Annotated in this window: 15 protein-coding genes; 9 read left to right on the forward strand and 6 right to left on the reverse strand. The window is 40.0% G+C overall.

What is annotated here, in order from left to right:
- Window positions 1-31: 31 nt before the first annotated feature.
- Window positions 32-886 carry a metallophosphoesterase gene (locus GKR92_08020; protein QMU61643.1) on the reverse strand — a complete coding sequence of 285 codons (855 nt, stop codon included), beginning with the start codon at window positions 884-886 and terminating at the stop codon, window positions 32-34.
- A gap of 17 nt (window positions 887-903) precedes the next feature.
- Window positions 904-2,076, reverse strand: coding sequence for an efflux RND transporter periplasmic adaptor subunit (locus GKR92_08025; GenBank protein QMU61644.1), 1,173 nt, complete (start codon window positions 2,074-2,076; stop codon window positions 904-906).
- 165 nt (window positions 2,077-2,241) lie between these two features.
- Between GKR92_08025 and lptD the strand changes: the two genes are divergently transcribed.
- The 8 genes from lptD to GKR92_08065 all read left to right on the forward strand — a co-directional run bounded on the left by lptD (window position 2,242) and on the right by GKR92_08065 (window position 10,353).
- The gene (gene lptD / locus GKR92_08030) at window positions 2,242-4,497 is read left to right on the forward strand and encodes an LPS assembly protein LptD (protein QMU61645.1); all 2,256 of its coding nucleotides are present in this window, start codon (window positions 2,242-2,244) and stop codon (window positions 4,495-4,497) included.
- Window positions 4,498-4,499: 2 nt separating this feature from the next.
- On the forward strand, window positions 4,500-5,822 hold the full coding sequence (locus GKR92_08035) for a molecular chaperone SurA (protein ID QMU61646.1): 1,323 nt from the start codon (window positions 4,500-4,502) through the stop codon (window positions 5,820-5,822).
- Window positions 5,823-5,866: 44 nt separating this feature from the next.
- Window positions 5,867-6,874, forward strand: coding sequence for a 4-hydroxythreonine-4-phosphate dehydrogenase PdxA (gene pdxA / locus GKR92_08040; GenBank protein ID QMU61647.1), 1,008 nt, complete (start codon window positions 5,867-5,869; stop codon window positions 6,872-6,874).
- A 27-nt stretch (window positions 6,875-6,901) separates the two neighbouring features.
- The gene (locus GKR92_08045; protein QMU61648.1) at window positions 6,902-7,279 is read left to right on the forward strand and encodes a pyridoxamine 5'-phosphate oxidase family protein; all 378 of its coding nucleotides are present in this window, start codon (window positions 6,902-6,904) and stop codon (window positions 7,277-7,279) included.
- A gap of 16 nt (window positions 7,280-7,295) precedes the next feature.
- On the forward strand, window positions 7,296-7,907 hold the full coding sequence (locus GKR92_08050; GenBank protein QMU61649.1) for a hypothetical protein: 612 nt from the start codon (window positions 7,296-7,298) through the stop codon (window positions 7,905-7,907).
- Window positions 7,908-8,085: 178 nt separating this feature from the next.
- On the forward strand, window positions 8,086-8,865 hold the full coding sequence (rsmA, locus tag GKR92_08055; protein QMU61650.1) for a 16S rRNA (adenine(1518)-N(6)/adenine(1519)-N(6))-dimethyltransferase RsmA: 780 nt from the start codon (window positions 8,086-8,088) through the stop codon (window positions 8,863-8,865).
- A gap of 166 nt (window positions 8,866-9,031) precedes the next feature.
- Window positions 9,032-9,409, forward strand: coding sequence for a Co2+/Mg2+ efflux protein ApaG (gene apaG, locus GKR92_08060; GenBank protein ID QMU62750.1), 378 nt, complete (start codon window positions 9,032-9,034; stop codon window positions 9,407-9,409).
- A gap of 110 nt (window positions 9,410-9,519) precedes the next feature.
- On the forward strand, window positions 9,520-10,353 hold the full coding sequence (locus GKR92_08065; protein QMU61651.1) for a symmetrical bis(5'-nucleosyl)-tetraphosphatase: 834 nt from the start codon (window positions 9,520-9,522) through the stop codon (window positions 10,351-10,353).
- Window positions 10,354-10,363: 10 nt separating this feature from the next.
- Here the strand turns inward: GKR92_08065 and GKR92_08070 are convergent, their stop codons facing one another.
- The 4 genes from GKR92_08070 to GKR92_08085 are packed head-to-tail and all read right to left on the reverse strand — an operon-like array spanning window position 10,364 to window position 13,005.
- On the reverse strand, window positions 10,364-10,864 hold the full coding sequence (locus GKR92_08070) for a hypothetical protein (protein QMU61652.1): 501 nt from the start codon (window positions 10,862-10,864) through the stop codon (window positions 10,364-10,366).
- 53 nt (window positions 10,865-10,917) lie between these two features.
- Window positions 10,918-11,400, reverse strand: a complete 483-nt coding sequence (locus GKR92_08075) for a dihydrofolate reductase (protein QMU61653.1) — start codon at window positions 11,398-11,400, stop codon at window positions 10,918-10,920.
- Window positions 11,401-11,412: 12 nt separating this feature from the next.
- Window positions 11,413-12,204 carry a thymidylate synthase gene (locus tag GKR92_08080; GenBank protein ID QMU61654.1) on the reverse strand — a complete coding sequence of 264 codons (792 nt, stop codon included), beginning with the start codon at window positions 12,202-12,204 and terminating at the stop codon, window positions 11,413-11,415.
- A 6-nt stretch (window positions 12,205-12,210) separates the two neighbouring features.
- The gene (locus GKR92_08085) at window positions 12,211-13,005 is read right to left on the reverse strand and encodes a prolipoprotein diacylglyceryl transferase (protein ID QMU61655.1); all 795 of its coding nucleotides are present in this window, start codon (window positions 13,003-13,005) and stop codon (window positions 12,211-12,213) included.
- Window positions 13,006-13,114: 109 nt separating this feature from the next.
- Here GKR92_08085 and GKR92_08090 point away from each other — a divergent pair, with 109 nt between their 5' ends.
- Window positions 13,115-15,223 (forward strand): DUF255 domain-containing protein, encoded by a 2,109-nt coding sequence (locus GKR92_08090; protein QMU61656.1) that lies wholly within the window; start codon window positions 13,115-13,117, stop codon window positions 15,221-15,223.
- Window positions 15,224-15,243 lie beyond the last annotated feature (20 nt).

Below are 15,243 nucleotides of genomic sequence, written 5' to 3' on the forward strand. Positions count from 1 at the left end.
AAGGCTTCAATCAAAAATAAGCCGGATGTCTCTAAATCACCATTGAATGAACTTGTATTTTCGTGCCTTGTTGAGTTTTTTCCAATCTTGGCAATACATCCATGCTCGGCCATAATCCTGAAGTAATTGAATCCGCATAGCCTCCTGCCAATCCGCTTGATTTCATTGTTTGCGAGGTCAATGAATAATCATGTTTTAATCGAAACCAACGAGCGACAATGGATTCATTTTCAGGTTCGAGCAGCATAAACCAACCATCTCTAGTTCCATCATTAGCTGGCATACCGATCACGCCAGCATTTAACCAATATCTATTTTCGATTTGTTTGCCAAATGGAATCCCGCTATGGCCGGCTATAACAATATCTGCCCTGGTTAAATTAAGTTCTTTCTGAAACAGATCATTTGGAGATGAATCAAATATAAATTTATTTATACTACTGACACTTCCGTGAACAACTCTGAATAGTTTATCGTTCAAATTAAATTCTATTGCATGCGGTAACCCTCGCATCCATGCTTTACTTTTCTCACTGACCTTTGGCAAAGAATAGTTGTACCAGTCTACTGATAGCGATGCACAAGTAGAACCTTCCTCAAATCCACAACCACAATCAACTGCATCATCTCCTAAAGATTCTTCACAATTACCCATTACTACTGGAATTTCCCAATTTTTTATAAGCTGTGTTGTTTCTTCAGGTTCTGCACAGTATGCCACTACATCACCTGTACAAATTATATTTTGAGGTGCAACACCTAATTCCTGTGATTTCTTATGTATTGCTCGACTAGCCGCTAGATTACTATACGGACCTCCAAATATTAATACTGATCCTTCTAGTTTTCCCAAATGCTGCACATTTAAATCACTAATCTTTTGCATGTATAGAGTCTAATAAACTAAGGCGCAACAATTACTCGTTGACCGTTCTTAAGTCCTGCAACATCACGCGCTACTATTTTTTCACCTGCTTTAACACCCGACGCAATAACGTAATTACTTCCTACTCTATTACTGGCTACCACAGGTAGTTTAATTAGCACACCATCTTGATAGCTATACACAAAACTTTCACCCGCATTCGTAGATACAGCAGATACAGGCACCGTAAGCACGCCAATCTGCTGACCTAATGGAACATCTGCAGTCGCCAACATTCCGGACTGCACTTGATCACCTGCAAGTCTTATTCGAATCGCATGAGTATTCGTTGTAATATTTGGATCAGGTTGCAATGCGATAAGCTCCCCAGGCATGGTGTTTGAGCCAATCATCACATCAATTTTTTGATTAAGCTTTAAAGCAGCAACCACTTCACCGCGGACATCGAGATGCAAATCTAAAGAATTCGTATCAACTACCGTTGCAACAACTTGAGTTGCTGTAACATAGTCACCAACTTCGACATTAATTTCATTCACATAACCTGAAAAAGGAGCTGCAAGCGTTGCACGCTGCAAATTTCGTTGTGTTAAATCACGTTCTGATTCTTTCAATGCGACTCTAGCTTTTGAGGTAGTCACCTTGTATTGCAGGTCAGAAACTTGTGAGTCTAGTGTTAACATTTGTTGGCGCGCAGCATCTAACTGAGATGCAGAAATCAGTGAATCACTATTTAGTTGCTCATATCGCTGTACTTCAGCTTTTTGAAGTTCTAAATTTTGTTTGGCTAGTTTTAGCATACGCTGATCACGCCGTATTCCAGCCTGCTCAATGTCGTATTGAGATTTAGATTGAGTGAATTGATCTTGCAAATCTTGAGCATCAAGCTTTAATAACTCATCACCTTGCTCAACATATACGCCGGGTTCAACCGAGCGCTTCTTCACTCTGCCTTGAACCTCAAATTTCAGTTGTGCTGTTTTCACAGGCTGCAAGCGGCCAGTTAGAGATTCCGTTGGCTTCAAGTCTTGTCGTTGCACCTCTAAAAGTACGACTTTGAGTGGGGGCAATTCCTCTAGCTTGGCTTCTGGGCCTTTTTTTGTCCAAAATAAAGCACCCACCAATAAACCTGCGGTAAGAATCGCTATCAAGCTTCCAGCCAATTGCTTTGAACCACTGGAATTACCCATAGAATTATCATTATGCTGCTCAGATTCGGTCAATGACTCACCCTAAAACTGTTACACTGTAAGTGTCTGATTAATAATCAGACTTTGCGGTTAGATCCCATATAATAAGAATCAATAATAAACACGTTTTAACGTACTTTAATTAGCCAACTCTACCTATATCCCGTGTTGATAAAAGCCATAAGCAAGCTGTATGTATCCGTTTTAGCGCTGACATGCGTTTTCTTATCAACGTGGGCTCAAGCGGCAGACAGCCCGTATGGCCAATGTAGTGACAGCTCAGTTACAGAATCTAGCCAACAAGTTATACCTTTAGACCCTAATACGCCTGCAGAGTTTACCGCAGATCAAGCGAAACGTAATGAAAATGGAATAGCAACCTTAGAGGGGGCGGTGCAAATGACACGCGGCACACAGACAGTTGATGCCGAAAAATTGGAATATGACGAGAACAATAAAAATGTTGTCGCCAGCGGCAATGTTCGCGCCGAAGATCAACAGTTAATAATTACCAGTCAAGCTGCAGAACTCAATCTTGAAACAGATTATGCAAAATCTGAAGATGCCAGTTACATATATAAACCATTGCACGCAAGTGGTAAGGCAAAAAGTATTGAACGCTCTTCTGCTGACTTGGTACGTTTTGAAGATACCACCTATAGTACCTGTGAAGAAGACGACCGCACTTGGGAACTTTCCGCAGATGAAGTTGAATTAAACAAATCTACAGGTGATGGCATCGGACGTGACGTGTTAGTTAAATTCAAAGGTGTGCCCATTTTCTATACACCCTGGATTCGCTTCCCAATTGATGACAGACGAAAATCTGGATTCTTAGCGCCTACTATAGGCAGCTCTAATGATTCAGGATTTGAACTTGAAACACCTTGGTACTGGAATATTTCGCCAAACAAAGATGCAATTTTTTCACCAAGGCTGTTAACTGATCGAGGCTTACAATTAAAATCTAACTTTCGTTACTTAAACAAAAAAAGTGCTGGTCAATTAGGTTTGGAATATTTAGATGATAGTGAATTTAAAGATGATCGCTATTTAGCAAGCTTTGAGCACATTAGCCAATTTACCTCAAATCTAAAACTTGATTTGTTATACAACAAACTTTCTGATGAAAATTACTTTGAAGACTTAGGTGACGGACTAGGATTAAGTAGTACGCAGTATGTAGAGCGCCATGGAGATTTAAGTTATCAAACTGACCATTGGGACTTTTTAGCACGAGCGCAAAGCTTTCAAATTGCCGATGAGAGCTTACCCAATATTGACAAGCCTTTTAAACGTATACCGCAAATTAAACTCGATAGTGATTATTATAATTTACCAGGTGGATTTGATTTCGGCTCAGAAAGCGAGTGGGTGCAATTTGAGCATGATGATAAGATCGATGGAGACCGCTTACATTTGGGCATTGAGCTTGAGCGCCCATTTGAAAGTAATGCATATTTTATTCGCCCCGGCGCACGACTGAACTATACTGAATATGATTTAAATCGTAGAGATGGTGTAGACGACAAACCTACGCGCAGCATACCCAGCGCGCATTTAGATGCTGGTCTGATCTTTGAAAAGAATTTAAAAAAATCTGCTCATATCCAGACTTTAGAGCCACGCCTTTATTATTTACACACACCTTTTCGCAATCAAGACGATATCCCTGTATTTGATTCTGCTGAATATGAGTTTGGATTTGAACAATTATTCCGTGACGATCGTTTCAGCGGCAGTGATCGCATAGGTGACGCAGACCGTTTAAGCATAGGATTAACGACTCGTGTACTTGACCTTGAAAATGGGGCTGAAAAATTTCGCGCCAGTATAGGTCGGATTTTTCATTTTCGTGATCGCAAAGTGGCGCTACCTGGAGAATCCCGTGATGGTGCAGACTCTTCCGAAGTGGCAGCCGAACTTAAAATCGGTTTGCACGATCGTTGGGAGGCTATCGCATCGACTTTATACGACACCCACGACGACCATACCGAAAGAAATTCAGTACGTTTCCAGTACCATAGCGAGAATGATTTTATTTTTAACATGGGATACCGCTATCGTAGAAGAGACATTGAGCCCATCGACTCCTTAAGCAACAGGCGAGAAAATCTAGAGCAATCCGATATTTCTATGGTGTTGCCTATCAATGAACATTGGCGTGCAGTCACTCGCTGGAATTATGATTTACAGGAAAAACGCAACTTAGAGCAACTAGTAGGGGTCGAATATGACACTTGTTGCTGGAAACTTCGCTTAGCAGGACGCCGCTATAATCAGAATACTGATGAAGATTATAATAATAGCATTGAGCTTCAACTCGTATTAAAGGACTTAGGCCAAATTGGATCACCCATTGGTGAATTACTAGAACGTGGTATACGCGGCTACGATGCCAGAGACGATGAGTATTTTTGAAAATGAATATGATTAATATAAAACAGCTTAGACTTTTCACTGCAACACTATTCACAAGTGCGCTGCTAGCTTTTGCATTCACTTCTATCGCTAATGCAACACTCCTTGATCGCATTGTCGCTGTAGTAGAAAACGATGTAATCATGGAAAGTGAAGTACGCCAGCGTGTAAACGTTCTTCTAAAACAGTTCGAAGGCAACCCGGAAGCGCTGCCACCGCAAGATGTTATCGTTGAGCAAGTTCTACAACGCCTTATTGTCGAGCGCCTACAACTTCAACTCGCCGAACAAAGAGGCATTCAAGTAGATGAATTGAGCCTCGATCAAACAATGCGTGATTTAGCAAAACGCAACCGTGTGACACTAGAACAATTCCGCGAAGCATTAATTAAACAAGGTATAGATTATATTGCCTACCGTGATCAAGTACGCAATGAAATGTTACTCGATCAACTACGTAGACGCATCATAGACGATGACATACAAATATCGGAAAGCGAAGTAAATGAATTAGTAACCAAGGTAGATAAAGACTTATTAAAGAAAGAATATGAATACAATATTGCACACATTCTCATTGCTGTGCCTGAAAACCCTAAACCAGGGCAAATCGAAAAATCTCAACATCGCGCATCTCTTGTGCATGACCGTGCAAGATCTGGAAATAATTTTTCCAAATTGGTCATTGCAGCCTCTGATGCACAAGATGCTTTACAAGGAGGTGACCTTGGTTGGCGCAATACAGCCCAATTGCCCGAAGTTTTTTTACAACAAATTGATAGCATGCAAGTCGGCGACATAAGCAGAATTGGACAAAGTGCAACGGGTTACCATATTTTTAAATTGCTCGATCGAAGAGCAATCGAAAATACTATGGTTGATCAAGTTCTTACTCGACACATTTTAATTCGCACCAATGCTTTAGTGACAGATGAAACTGCAGAGCGAAAACTTAAGGACTTAAAAAGAAGAATCGAAAATGGCGATGACTTTGAAGAGTTAGCGCGTGCAAATTCTGAAGACCCAGGAAGTGCAGTAAGTGGTGGCAATATGGATTGGACTGTAAGTAGCAATTTTGTTCCAAAATTTCAAGAGGCTGTCGATAACCTTGAACCTAAAACAATATGTGAACCATTCCAAAGTAGATTTGGCTGGCACATTGTGGAGGTTCTAGATAAACGCAAACATGACAATTCTCAAGAAGCGATGCGTGTAGAAGCACGTGAGCAAATTAGACAACGTAAAATTGAGGAAGAAACAGAATTGTGGTTGCGACAACTTCGTGATGAAAGTTACATAGAAAACCGCTTACACACATCAAATTAGTTACGCAAGCTCGCCTTGCTTGTTAACTAATCCTGCTGAAGTTAATGTCTAAGATTATTCGAATTGCTGTAACATCAGGAGAGCCTGCAGGTATTGGCCCAGAATTAACCCTAAAACTTGCCAAGCAACCATTAGCCTATGAAATAGTAGCCATCGCAAGCCATGAGCTACTGCAACAGCAAGCTAAACATTTTGGTATAGAAATAGAACTAGCGCCTTTTGATGCAAGCGCAACCAGTACATCACACCAAGCAAACACTCTAAAAGTATTTAATGTCGATCTACCTAACGCAGTTGAGTTTGGGCAGCTGAATACCAGTAACTCTGCCTACGTAATCGCAACACTTAATAGTGCAGTCGACCTTGTTGAAAATAATACCCTGCAAGCGTTAACCACAGCTCCAGTACAAAAAAGCATTATTAATGATGCTGGCATCCCTTTTTCTGGACATACAGAATTCATTGCTAACAAAACGGGTGGGCATCCTGTTATGTTACTTGCAAACGAAAAAATAGACGCAAACACTGATTCCTATTTACGCGTTGCATTAATAACCACTCACCTGCCAGTAAGCGAAGTAGCCTCACACATCACAGCTGACCGAATCACTAGAGTACTAACAGTTTTGTATCATGATTTAATTAATCGGTTTGGCATTGCTAAGCCATGTATAGCGGTGTGTGGATTAAATCCCCATGCTGGAGAAAATGGCCATCTTGGCAAAGAAGAAATTAACATTATTATTCCTACTATTGAAAAATTACGCCAACAAGGCATGAATCTAGAAGGTCCTTTACCTGCAGACACCGCATTTACTCAACACAAGCTCAAAGGGAAAGATGCCATAGTAGCGATGTACCATGATCAAGGACTTCCTGTCATAAAACATCAAGGTTTTGGAGAAGTCGTCAATGTTACGCTAGGCTTACCCATCATTCGCACCTCAGTAGATCATGGCACAGCCTTAGATATTGCTGGACAAGGTATTGCAGATGAAAGTAGCCTGCTCACTGCAGCAAATTTAGCAGCAAAACTGAGCAAACCTCGGTAACGAAAAACTATACATCTGGACAAACACATGGCAAAACTTACATCTCAGGCCTTAGAAGCTTGGAATAATCATGATGAAAGAATGGTCTTGACGACTACTAGCCAAGATAATGCGCCTAATTCTATATGGGTGATCTGCGCAAAACTGATCAACGATGATCAATTTGTAATAGCAAATAATGCATTTAGTAAAACATTGCAAAATATTAATCTTGGAAGTAGAGGATCATTACTATACATAGCGCCTGAGAGAGAATCTTATCAAGTGAAAGGCACATTGGAATACCATACGGACGGGCCGATCTATGATGATATGAAAATTTGGTTAGACCCTAAATTTCCAGGCAAAGGCGCATTAGTCCTAAATATTGAAGAAGTGTATTACGGTGCTGAACAAGTTGTTTAACAAATTATCAAAAATTATGAAATACAAAATATTTTTTACCGCTCTGGTATTGTTCTTCTCTGCAATATCAAGCGCTGGATTCGCAGCAGGATTAGAAGACAAAACCATTACACTTAAAGGTAACGAGCGCTTTGAATTAGTTCAAGCAAATACTGTAACCTTTAAATTTCAACCTTTGTCTGAAGATGCTCGCAAACTAGAAATTACTAATGATGCAGCGGCATTAGGCGTTGCCTACCTTGGGCAGATTAAATTAAAAGAAAACAACACTGCGTTATCAGCATTACGTTCTATAGCCGATCAAATAGGTGAAAGCTTAGATGTAAGTTTTGGAGTCATCGCAGACTCCAATACATCAGAAGCCTTAAAAACAAATGAATTATTATTATTATATCATCCAAGCGTAACCATTACTCTAGCTTTAGCAAAACCTAATGAAAGCAGTGATTATGAAATTATTTGCACTTATGCATTAAAAGATCTTGTTAAATTAGACGCAAACCAGCAAGTAGTAATCCCACCTCCAACTGATTCACAGCAAGTCGCACCTACCACATCTGCTCAACAGCCAGGAACTAACAACGACATTGCTCCAGCGGAAAACCTACCAGAAGTTACTACGAATTAATCTCATCTTTTCTGCTCTTACAACATCAATAAAATATCGTTTGATTTACATTAAAAAATTGTAAATCAATTTAACGATGACGTTATAGCGATCTCTAACCAAAAAAATAATGAGCCAAAAATACATAAATTGTGCATTGATGAAGGATGTTTTATGAATTCTTCCGAAAGATACATTAATGACTAGGCCGTTACGAAAGCGCTTTGGTCAACATTTGTTAACCAACCCAAATACAATAAATAATATTGTAAAAGTTATTTATCCTAAAAATAATGACAAATTGGTTGAAATCGGCCCAGGTCGTGGCGCAATAACTATTCCGATTCTTAAAAGTATTGGCCAATTACATGCTATAGAAATTGATAGCGACATTGCTCATGAAGTAAGTGAAAACTGTAAAGCTATTGGTGATTTAATAATTCATCAAGGCGATGTACTTAATTTTGATTTTAATGAAGTTGCAAACTCAAGCAGTCCGATACGATTATTTGGCAACCTACCCTATAATATTTCGACACCACTTCTGTTCCACTTATTAAAGTTTTCTGATTTAATCATCGATATGCATTTCATGCTGCAAAAAGAAGTGGTGGACCGTATTATCGCTTCTGCGGGCGACTCCAACTACAGTCGCTTAAGCATCATGATTCAATGTAGTTACAAAGTTGAAAGCTTATTCGACATCAGTCCTAATGAGTTCTCCCCTCCACCCAAAGTTAATTCAAGTTTTATGCGCCTCACTCCTAGCGATGAATACTCTAAGCAAATTAAAGATCTCCTGGCGTTTAGTAAACTGGTAGAAACCGCTTTTCAACAACGTCGCAAAACCATCAAAAATAGCTTGTCGAATCTCGCCACTGAAGAACAATTGACTAATGCAAATATAAAGACCAGTCTGCGGCCTCAAGACATCTCTATTCCACAATATATAAAACTTTCCAATGAGTTAGCTGCCTAGCCCATACCTCTGCAACTAATTGAATCTTTTAAGCTTCATGCTGCCTAAGAGTAATAGGCTTAAGGCGATAGTGGTTAATAAGTAAACAGTATATTCTGTTAGCTACTTCTGAGTTTTTTATTTTTAACTAGGTATAATTACCATCATGGAAGAAAATAATAGTGACATGACAAATAAGAACGAGATTGACGTCAGTGTAGATACCTCTTATATAGAAGCTCAGTCTGATGAGGGAGAAAGTCGTTTTGTATTTGCCTATACAGTAACTATTCACAACTCAGGACACGTGCCTGCAAAGTTAGTCACACGTCATTGGCTGATTACAGACTCTAACGGAAAAACACAGGAAGTCCGAGGCGAAGGGGTTGTCGGCGAACAGCCTTACTTACGACCTGGCGAAGCCTTTCAATATACTAGTGGCACGATGTTAGAGACACCCGTTGGCACCATGCAAGGCACGTATCAAATGGTGGCGGACGACGGAACTGAATTTGATGCGCCGATTAACGCCTTTACCTTAGCCGCCCCACGAGTTTTACACTAAGACAAACTCTACGAGATTTGCATTCGGCTTTTATCAAAGCTGATATACAATTCACCAAAATTATTTCTTGCCAAATATTTGGTAAATTCTTTTAGTGAGTGCAATTTGAAATGGCGATATACGCAATAGGCGACGTGCAAGGATGCTTTGACGAACTACAAGAACTTGTTAGTTATATTTCATTCAACCCAGAGAAAGACCAACTTTGGTTTGTTGGCGATTTAGTTAACCGTGGTCCTAAATCGTTAGAGACTTTACGTTGGGTAAAATCATTAGGTAGCGCTGCAGTTACCGTATTAGGTAATCACGACCTCCATCTTCTAGCGGCGTATGCTGGCATAAAAGAACTAAGTTCCACTAGTAGTTTAAACTCTGTACTAAAAGCCAAAGATATAGACGAACTCATCAATTGGCTAAGACAACAACCCTTGATGAGTTATAGCAAGAAATTAGACTTTGCTATGGTACATGGAGGCTTGGCACCGCAGTGGGACATCAAAGAAGCTTTAAGCTATGCCAAAGAGGTTGAAACAAAGTTACGCTCTAAAAACTACAAAGACTTTCTCAACAACATGTATGGCGACCAACCCAACCAGTGGGATGGAAGACTAAAAGGTTGGAACCGCCTCCGCACCATTACCAACTTCATGACGCGGGTTCGTTACTGCACCAACCAAGGTGTAATGAGCTTTACAGATAAAGGTCCACCTGGAACCCAAAGTACTCGCATGAAACCATGGTATGAAATAGCTTCGCGCAAAAGCCAAGACACCACAATTGTTTTTGGTCACTGGTCAACACTAGGGCACGTAAATAATTACAACATCATTGCTACCGACACAGGGTGCTTATGGGGCGGCGCCTTAACTGCTGTGCAAATCGAAAATGATAAATTTATTACTTACCAGGTTGAATGCGAAGCAAAAAGACAAGTCCCAAGATAAATGAAATAAGTCAATGTATAGGTATTACAGAATATCCCTTTGATTGATAGCCTATTAACGACACATATGTATTTCCGACCATCTTTACATCTGAAATGATGCCGTCATTTTCAATTTCTTGCATACGCGCTGAAATCGAGCATACTTCCATTTGCACACCTGGCCTAGCATTAAGATCACTAATTAAAGTCAGGACTTCTTGATGTGCTTGCTTGTCTTTAGTAAGGAAATCCACTTTTTCCGACTTTATCAGCTGTAAAGCACGGCCATGAAAAATAAAAACCATATCCGGCTCTACATCCTGTCTCACTAGGTCATCATAAGTTTCGTCAATTAATTTTAAATAAAAAAGCAACCGATCAGGACGACTTGCCAACACATCCCAAACCACCTTCCCTACCTCAATATTTTCTAATGCATTTGTATCCTTTGGCTTTTCCGCAGAAGCAACACTGATCAACAAGAGTCCGAGCATACTAAGTAGGAATATTTTGCATACAGCTTGCATCATTACACCTCCTATTACCTTGAAATAGAATATTAATAATTAGTTTCAACAATAATTTAAGTAATTCGTTTGAATAAGATATTATCTACATCAAATTTATTTTCTTCATCCTTCTCACGAAACTCGCGCTCAACTTCTTGCCACTCGTCTTTATCCCATGCTGGAAAATACGTATCCCCTTCTAGCTCTGCGTGCACGATGGTTGTATAAAGATGTTTGGATATGGGCAATGCGTAGTTATAAATATCCGCCCCACCGATTACAAACGCTTTACCATCAATCAAGATCTCAAGTTGTGCCCAGTTAGTTATAACCGTGCAACCTTCTGCAATATAATTAGTATTTCGTGTTAGCACAAAATGTTGGCGACCAGGGAGTAGGCCTGGTAACGATTCGAAAGTTTTACGTCCCATGATAATGGGGTGGCCCATAGTGGTTTTTTTAAAGCGTTGCAAGTCGGCTGGCAAGTGCCAAGGGATTTGATTATCTTTGCCGATAAGACCTTGTGGTGTCATCGCGACGATGATTGCAATTTCCATACTAGAGAATATTTAAATAGCTACCGGCGCAGATATATGTTCATGACATTTATAATTCTGTAATTCAAAGTCTTTATATGTAAAATCAAATATAGATTTAACATCAGGATTAATATGTATTAGTGGTAATTCATAGGGTGTACGGCTTAATTGCTTCTTCGCTTGTTCAATATGATTGTTATATAAGTGCACATCGCCAAAGGTATGCACAAACTCTCCAACTTGATAACCCGTTACTTGCGCTACCATTTGCAATAACAATGCATAAGAGGCGATATTAAACGGCACACCTAAGAAAACATCTGCGCTGCGCTGGTAAAGCTGGCATGAAAGTGTATTTTGTGCGACATAAAACTGAAAAAAAGCATGGCATGGCGGTAAAGCCATATTGTCGAGCTCACCCACATTCCATGCACTAACGATATGGCGTCTAGAAAGCGGGTTTTCTTTTAAGTCCTTAATCAATTGGCTAATTTGATCCACAGTGCCATTAGCCCCTTGCCAACTTCGCCATTGCGAACCATATACCGGTCCGAGCTCCCCATTTTCATCTGCCCATTCGTTCCAAATCGAGACACCATTTTTATTCAAGTAGTCTACGTTGGTCTCGCCACGCAAAAACCAAAGCAATTCATGAATAATGGATTTTAAATGTAACTTTTTAGTTGTCAGCATCGGAAAACCGTTTTGTAAATCAAAACGCATTTGATACCCAAACACAGACACAGTTCCAGTACCTGTGCGGTCACCTTTTTCAGCACCATTCGTGATGACATGAGTTAGAAGTTCAAGATACTGCTGCATGGTTTATTATTCTTTAGCCATTCCAAATTTATTATAGGCTAACCACATCGTTACGATGCCTACAATGATCATCGGTAATGACAATAACTGCCCCATGGTTAACCAATCAAAAGCAATAAAGTTTAAATGCGCGTCCGGTTGACGCACAAACTCTATAACAAATCGGAAAACACCGTATAACAATACAAACAAACCACACACTGCCCCGACTGGACGAGGCTTTTGTGCAAACATCCAAAGAATGATGAACATAAGCAAACCTTCTAAAAAAGCTTGATACAGCTGCGATGGATGTCGTGGCAATTCTCCTGCATACGGAAACACCATTCCCCAAGGAACGTCTGTAACTCGACCCCATAACTCACCATTTATAAAATTACCAATGCGACCCGCGCCTAACCCTATAGGTACCATCGGCGCAACAAAGTCACATAATCGCAAAAAACCATACCCTTTTATCCGTTGATACATCCATAATGCGACGATTACTCCAAGCAACCCGCCATGGAAACTCATACCACCTTCCCAAATTTTGAAAAGGTATAGTGGGCTTTCCAAAAAATAAGAAAAGTTATAAAACAACACTGAACCAATGCGTCCACCTAGGATCACACCTAACATACCGTAAAATAAGATATCGCCGACGTCATCGGGTTGCGCCACGGTATGTGGTTTTTTGGCATGGATTCGCCCCAAAATCCAGAACCCTAAAAAGCCTATGGCATACATAAGCCCATACCAGCGTAATTTAAGTGGGCCAAGTGCAAAAATTACAGGTTCTATTTCAGGAAAAGTTAGCATACTTACACTATAACAATAGATAGACTTTGGTAGTAACAAGTAAAATAATGTATAAAATTTGAACACCCTGAGCGATGTGTTGTGTGATGAAAATTAAGAAAATACAGAAATGACAAAAAACAAAAACCATCTCGCTGATCAAACCAGCCCCTACTTACTACAACATGCATACAACCCAGTAGAGTGGTATCCATGGGGTGAGCTCGCACTAAATTTAGCTAAAGAGCAAAACAAACCCATATTGTTATCGATTGGTTATTCTGCATGTCATTGGTGTCACGTCATGGCGCATGAATCGTTTGAAGACGAGGCCACTGCGAAAATAATGAACGAGTTATACATCAATATAAAAATTGATCGAGAGGAACGTCCTGACATCGACAAAATTTATCAAACCGCACAATTTTTGCTGACACAACGTTCAGGCGGCTGGCCCCTGACGATGTTTCTAACTCCTGACGATCAAATGCCCTTCTTTGGTGGCACCTATTTTCCAGATACAGCTCGTCATGGACTACCTGCATTTAAAGAACTGCTACATCACATCTCTGACTTTTACCAAAGCCGACGTGAAGAAATTGGTGCTCAAAATGAATCAATGAATACTGCGTTGCAAAATATCTATGAACCCAATTACACAAAAACGGATTTAACACCAGATATTCTTGATAGTTGCAATCAACTCCTCGAACAAACTTTTGATGCGGAACATGGCGGGTTTGGTAATGCTCCAAAATTTCCGCACCCAACAAACATAGAACGGCTATTACGTTTTTATGCCCTATCAAAGTTAGCCGGTATAGAAAAATCTCGCCCTTTGCATGCCGCTATTTTCAGTTTGGAAAAAATGGCTGCAGGTGGAATTTATGATCATCTTGGAGGAGGATTTAGTCGTTATTCTGTAGATCAATATTGGATGATCCCGCATTTTGAAAAAATGCTCTACGACAATGGCCCTTTACTAGCACTGTATGCACAAGCTTTTTCGTTAAATTATTCAGACCAGTTTAAAAGAGCTTGCGAAGGTACTACAAGATGGCTGATGCGTGAGATGCAGTCTCCTGAAGGAGGTTATTATTCAACATTGGATGCAGACTCGGAAGGAACAGAGGGAAAATTCTACGTATGGGATAAATCTGAAGTTCTAAATGTTCTAAGTGCTGAAGAATACGCCATCTTTGCACCACACTTTGGTTTGGATGGCGCAGCTAATTTTGAGGGCCAATATCATTTGCATATTTTTAAAACCGATAAACAAATTTGTGAAGATCAATCGATTAGTATTATTGAGTTTAATGAACTATTAAATAGCGCTAAACAAAAATTATTTGCACTACGAGAAAAACGCATTCGCCCTGGTCGTGATGAAAAAATTCTAACGAGCTGGAACGCACTCATGATTCGCGGCATGGCAATAGCTGGCCGCACTTTAAACAATGGCGAATATATAGAGTCCGCAGATCGTGCTCTTAACTTCATTCGAACCACCATGTGGAAAAACCAGCGTTTATTTGCAACCTATAAAGCCTCTGGCACAGAAAGTAAAGCACATCTCGATGCTTATTTAGATGACTATGCATACTTACTAGATGCCTTGCTAGAAATGTTACAGGCTCGTTGGAATACAGAAGATCTGAATTGGGCATGTGAAATTGCAGATGTTATGTTAGAACAGTTTGAAGACCCAACACTGGGTGGGTTTTATTTCACTGCCAGTGATCATGAACAACTCATTCAACGACCGAAAACCATTAGTGATGATTCCACTCCTTCTGGTAATGGTGTTGCTGCTTTTGCATTAGCGCGTCTCGGCTATTTATTAGCAGATTCAAAGTATATAGAAGCTGCTGAACGCGTAATTCAGTTTGCAGCACATGCCATCAGCCAATCACCTATGGGCCACACAAGCTTGTTACATGCTTTTGAAGAACAATTGCACCCACCGCAAATTATTATTCTCAATGGAAAAAAGAAAGCGTTAACAAAATGGTATGAAGAATGTACTCGAGGCTATGCGCCGCAACGCATGGTGTATGCTATTGATGAAGAAACTAAAGACCTACCTGAAGCCGTTGCTGAAAAGAAGCATAAGACTTCAAGCAACGAAGGTGTTACTGCATATGTTTGTCAAGGCATGCAATGCGATGCGCCCATTGAATCATTTGCTGAATTACAGAAGATTCTTGCTGATACAAGCATTCAACCACCAACAAATTAAACCCAATAATAATTTTCAAA

It is taken from the genome of Gammaproteobacteria bacterium, from assembly GCA_014075255.1.
GTDB lineage: Bacteria > Pseudomonadota > Gammaproteobacteria > UBA4575 > UBA4575 > JABDMD01.

Excerpts from the sequence above, each read along its gene's own strand:
- GKR92_08065 (QMU61651.1), top strand. The coding sequence starts at position 9,520 with ATGGCGATATACGCAATAGGCGACGTGCAAGGATGCTTTGACGAACTA.
- GKR92_08080 (QMU61654.1), bottom strand. The coding sequence starts at position 12,204 with ATGCAGCAGTATCTTGAACTTCTAACTCATGTCATCACGAATGGTGCT.
- GKR92_08020 (QMU61643.1), bottom strand. The coding sequence starts at position 886 with ATGCAAAAGATTAGTGATTTAAATGTGCAGCATTTGGGAAAACTAGAA.
- pdxA (QMU61647.1), top strand. The coding sequence starts at position 5,867 with ATGTCTAAGATTATTCGAATTGCTGTAACATCAGGAGAGCCTGCAGGT.
- GKR92_08085 (QMU61655.1), bottom strand. The coding sequence starts at position 13,005 with ATGCTAACTTTTCCTGAAATAGAACCTGTAATTTTTGCACTTGGCCCA.
- GKR92_08045 (QMU61648.1), top strand. The coding sequence starts at position 6,902 with ATGGCAAAACTTACATCTCAGGCCTTAGAAGCTTGGAATAATCATGAT.
- GKR92_08090 (QMU61656.1), top strand. The coding sequence starts at position 13,115 with ATGACAAAAAACAAAAACCATCTCGCTGATCAAACCAGCCCCTACTTA.
- GKR92_08050 (QMU61649.1), top strand. The coding sequence starts at position 7,296 with ATGAAATACAAAATATTTTTTACCGCTCTGGTATTGTTCTTCTCTGCA.
- GKR92_08025 (QMU61644.1), bottom strand. The coding sequence starts at position 2,076 with ATGGGTAATTCCAGTGGTTCAAAGCAATTGGCTGGAAGCTTGATAGCG.
- apaG (QMU62750.1), top strand. The coding sequence starts at position 9,032 with ATGACAAATAAGAACGAGATTGACGTCAGTGTAGATACCTCTTATATA.
- GKR92_08075 (QMU61653.1), bottom strand. The coding sequence starts at position 11,400 with ATGGAAATTGCAATCATCGTCGCGATGACACCACAAGGTCTTATCGGC.
- GKR92_08070 (QMU61652.1), bottom strand. The coding sequence starts at position 10,864 with ATGATGCAAGCTGTATGCAAAATATTCCTACTTAGTATGCTCGGACTC.
- GKR92_08035 (QMU61646.1), top strand. The coding sequence starts at position 4,500 with ATGAATATGATTAATATAAAACAGCTTAGACTTTTCACTGCAACACTA.
- rsmA (QMU61650.1), top strand. The coding sequence starts at position 8,086 with ATGACTAGGCCGTTACGAAAGCGCTTTGGTCAACATTTGTTAACCAAC.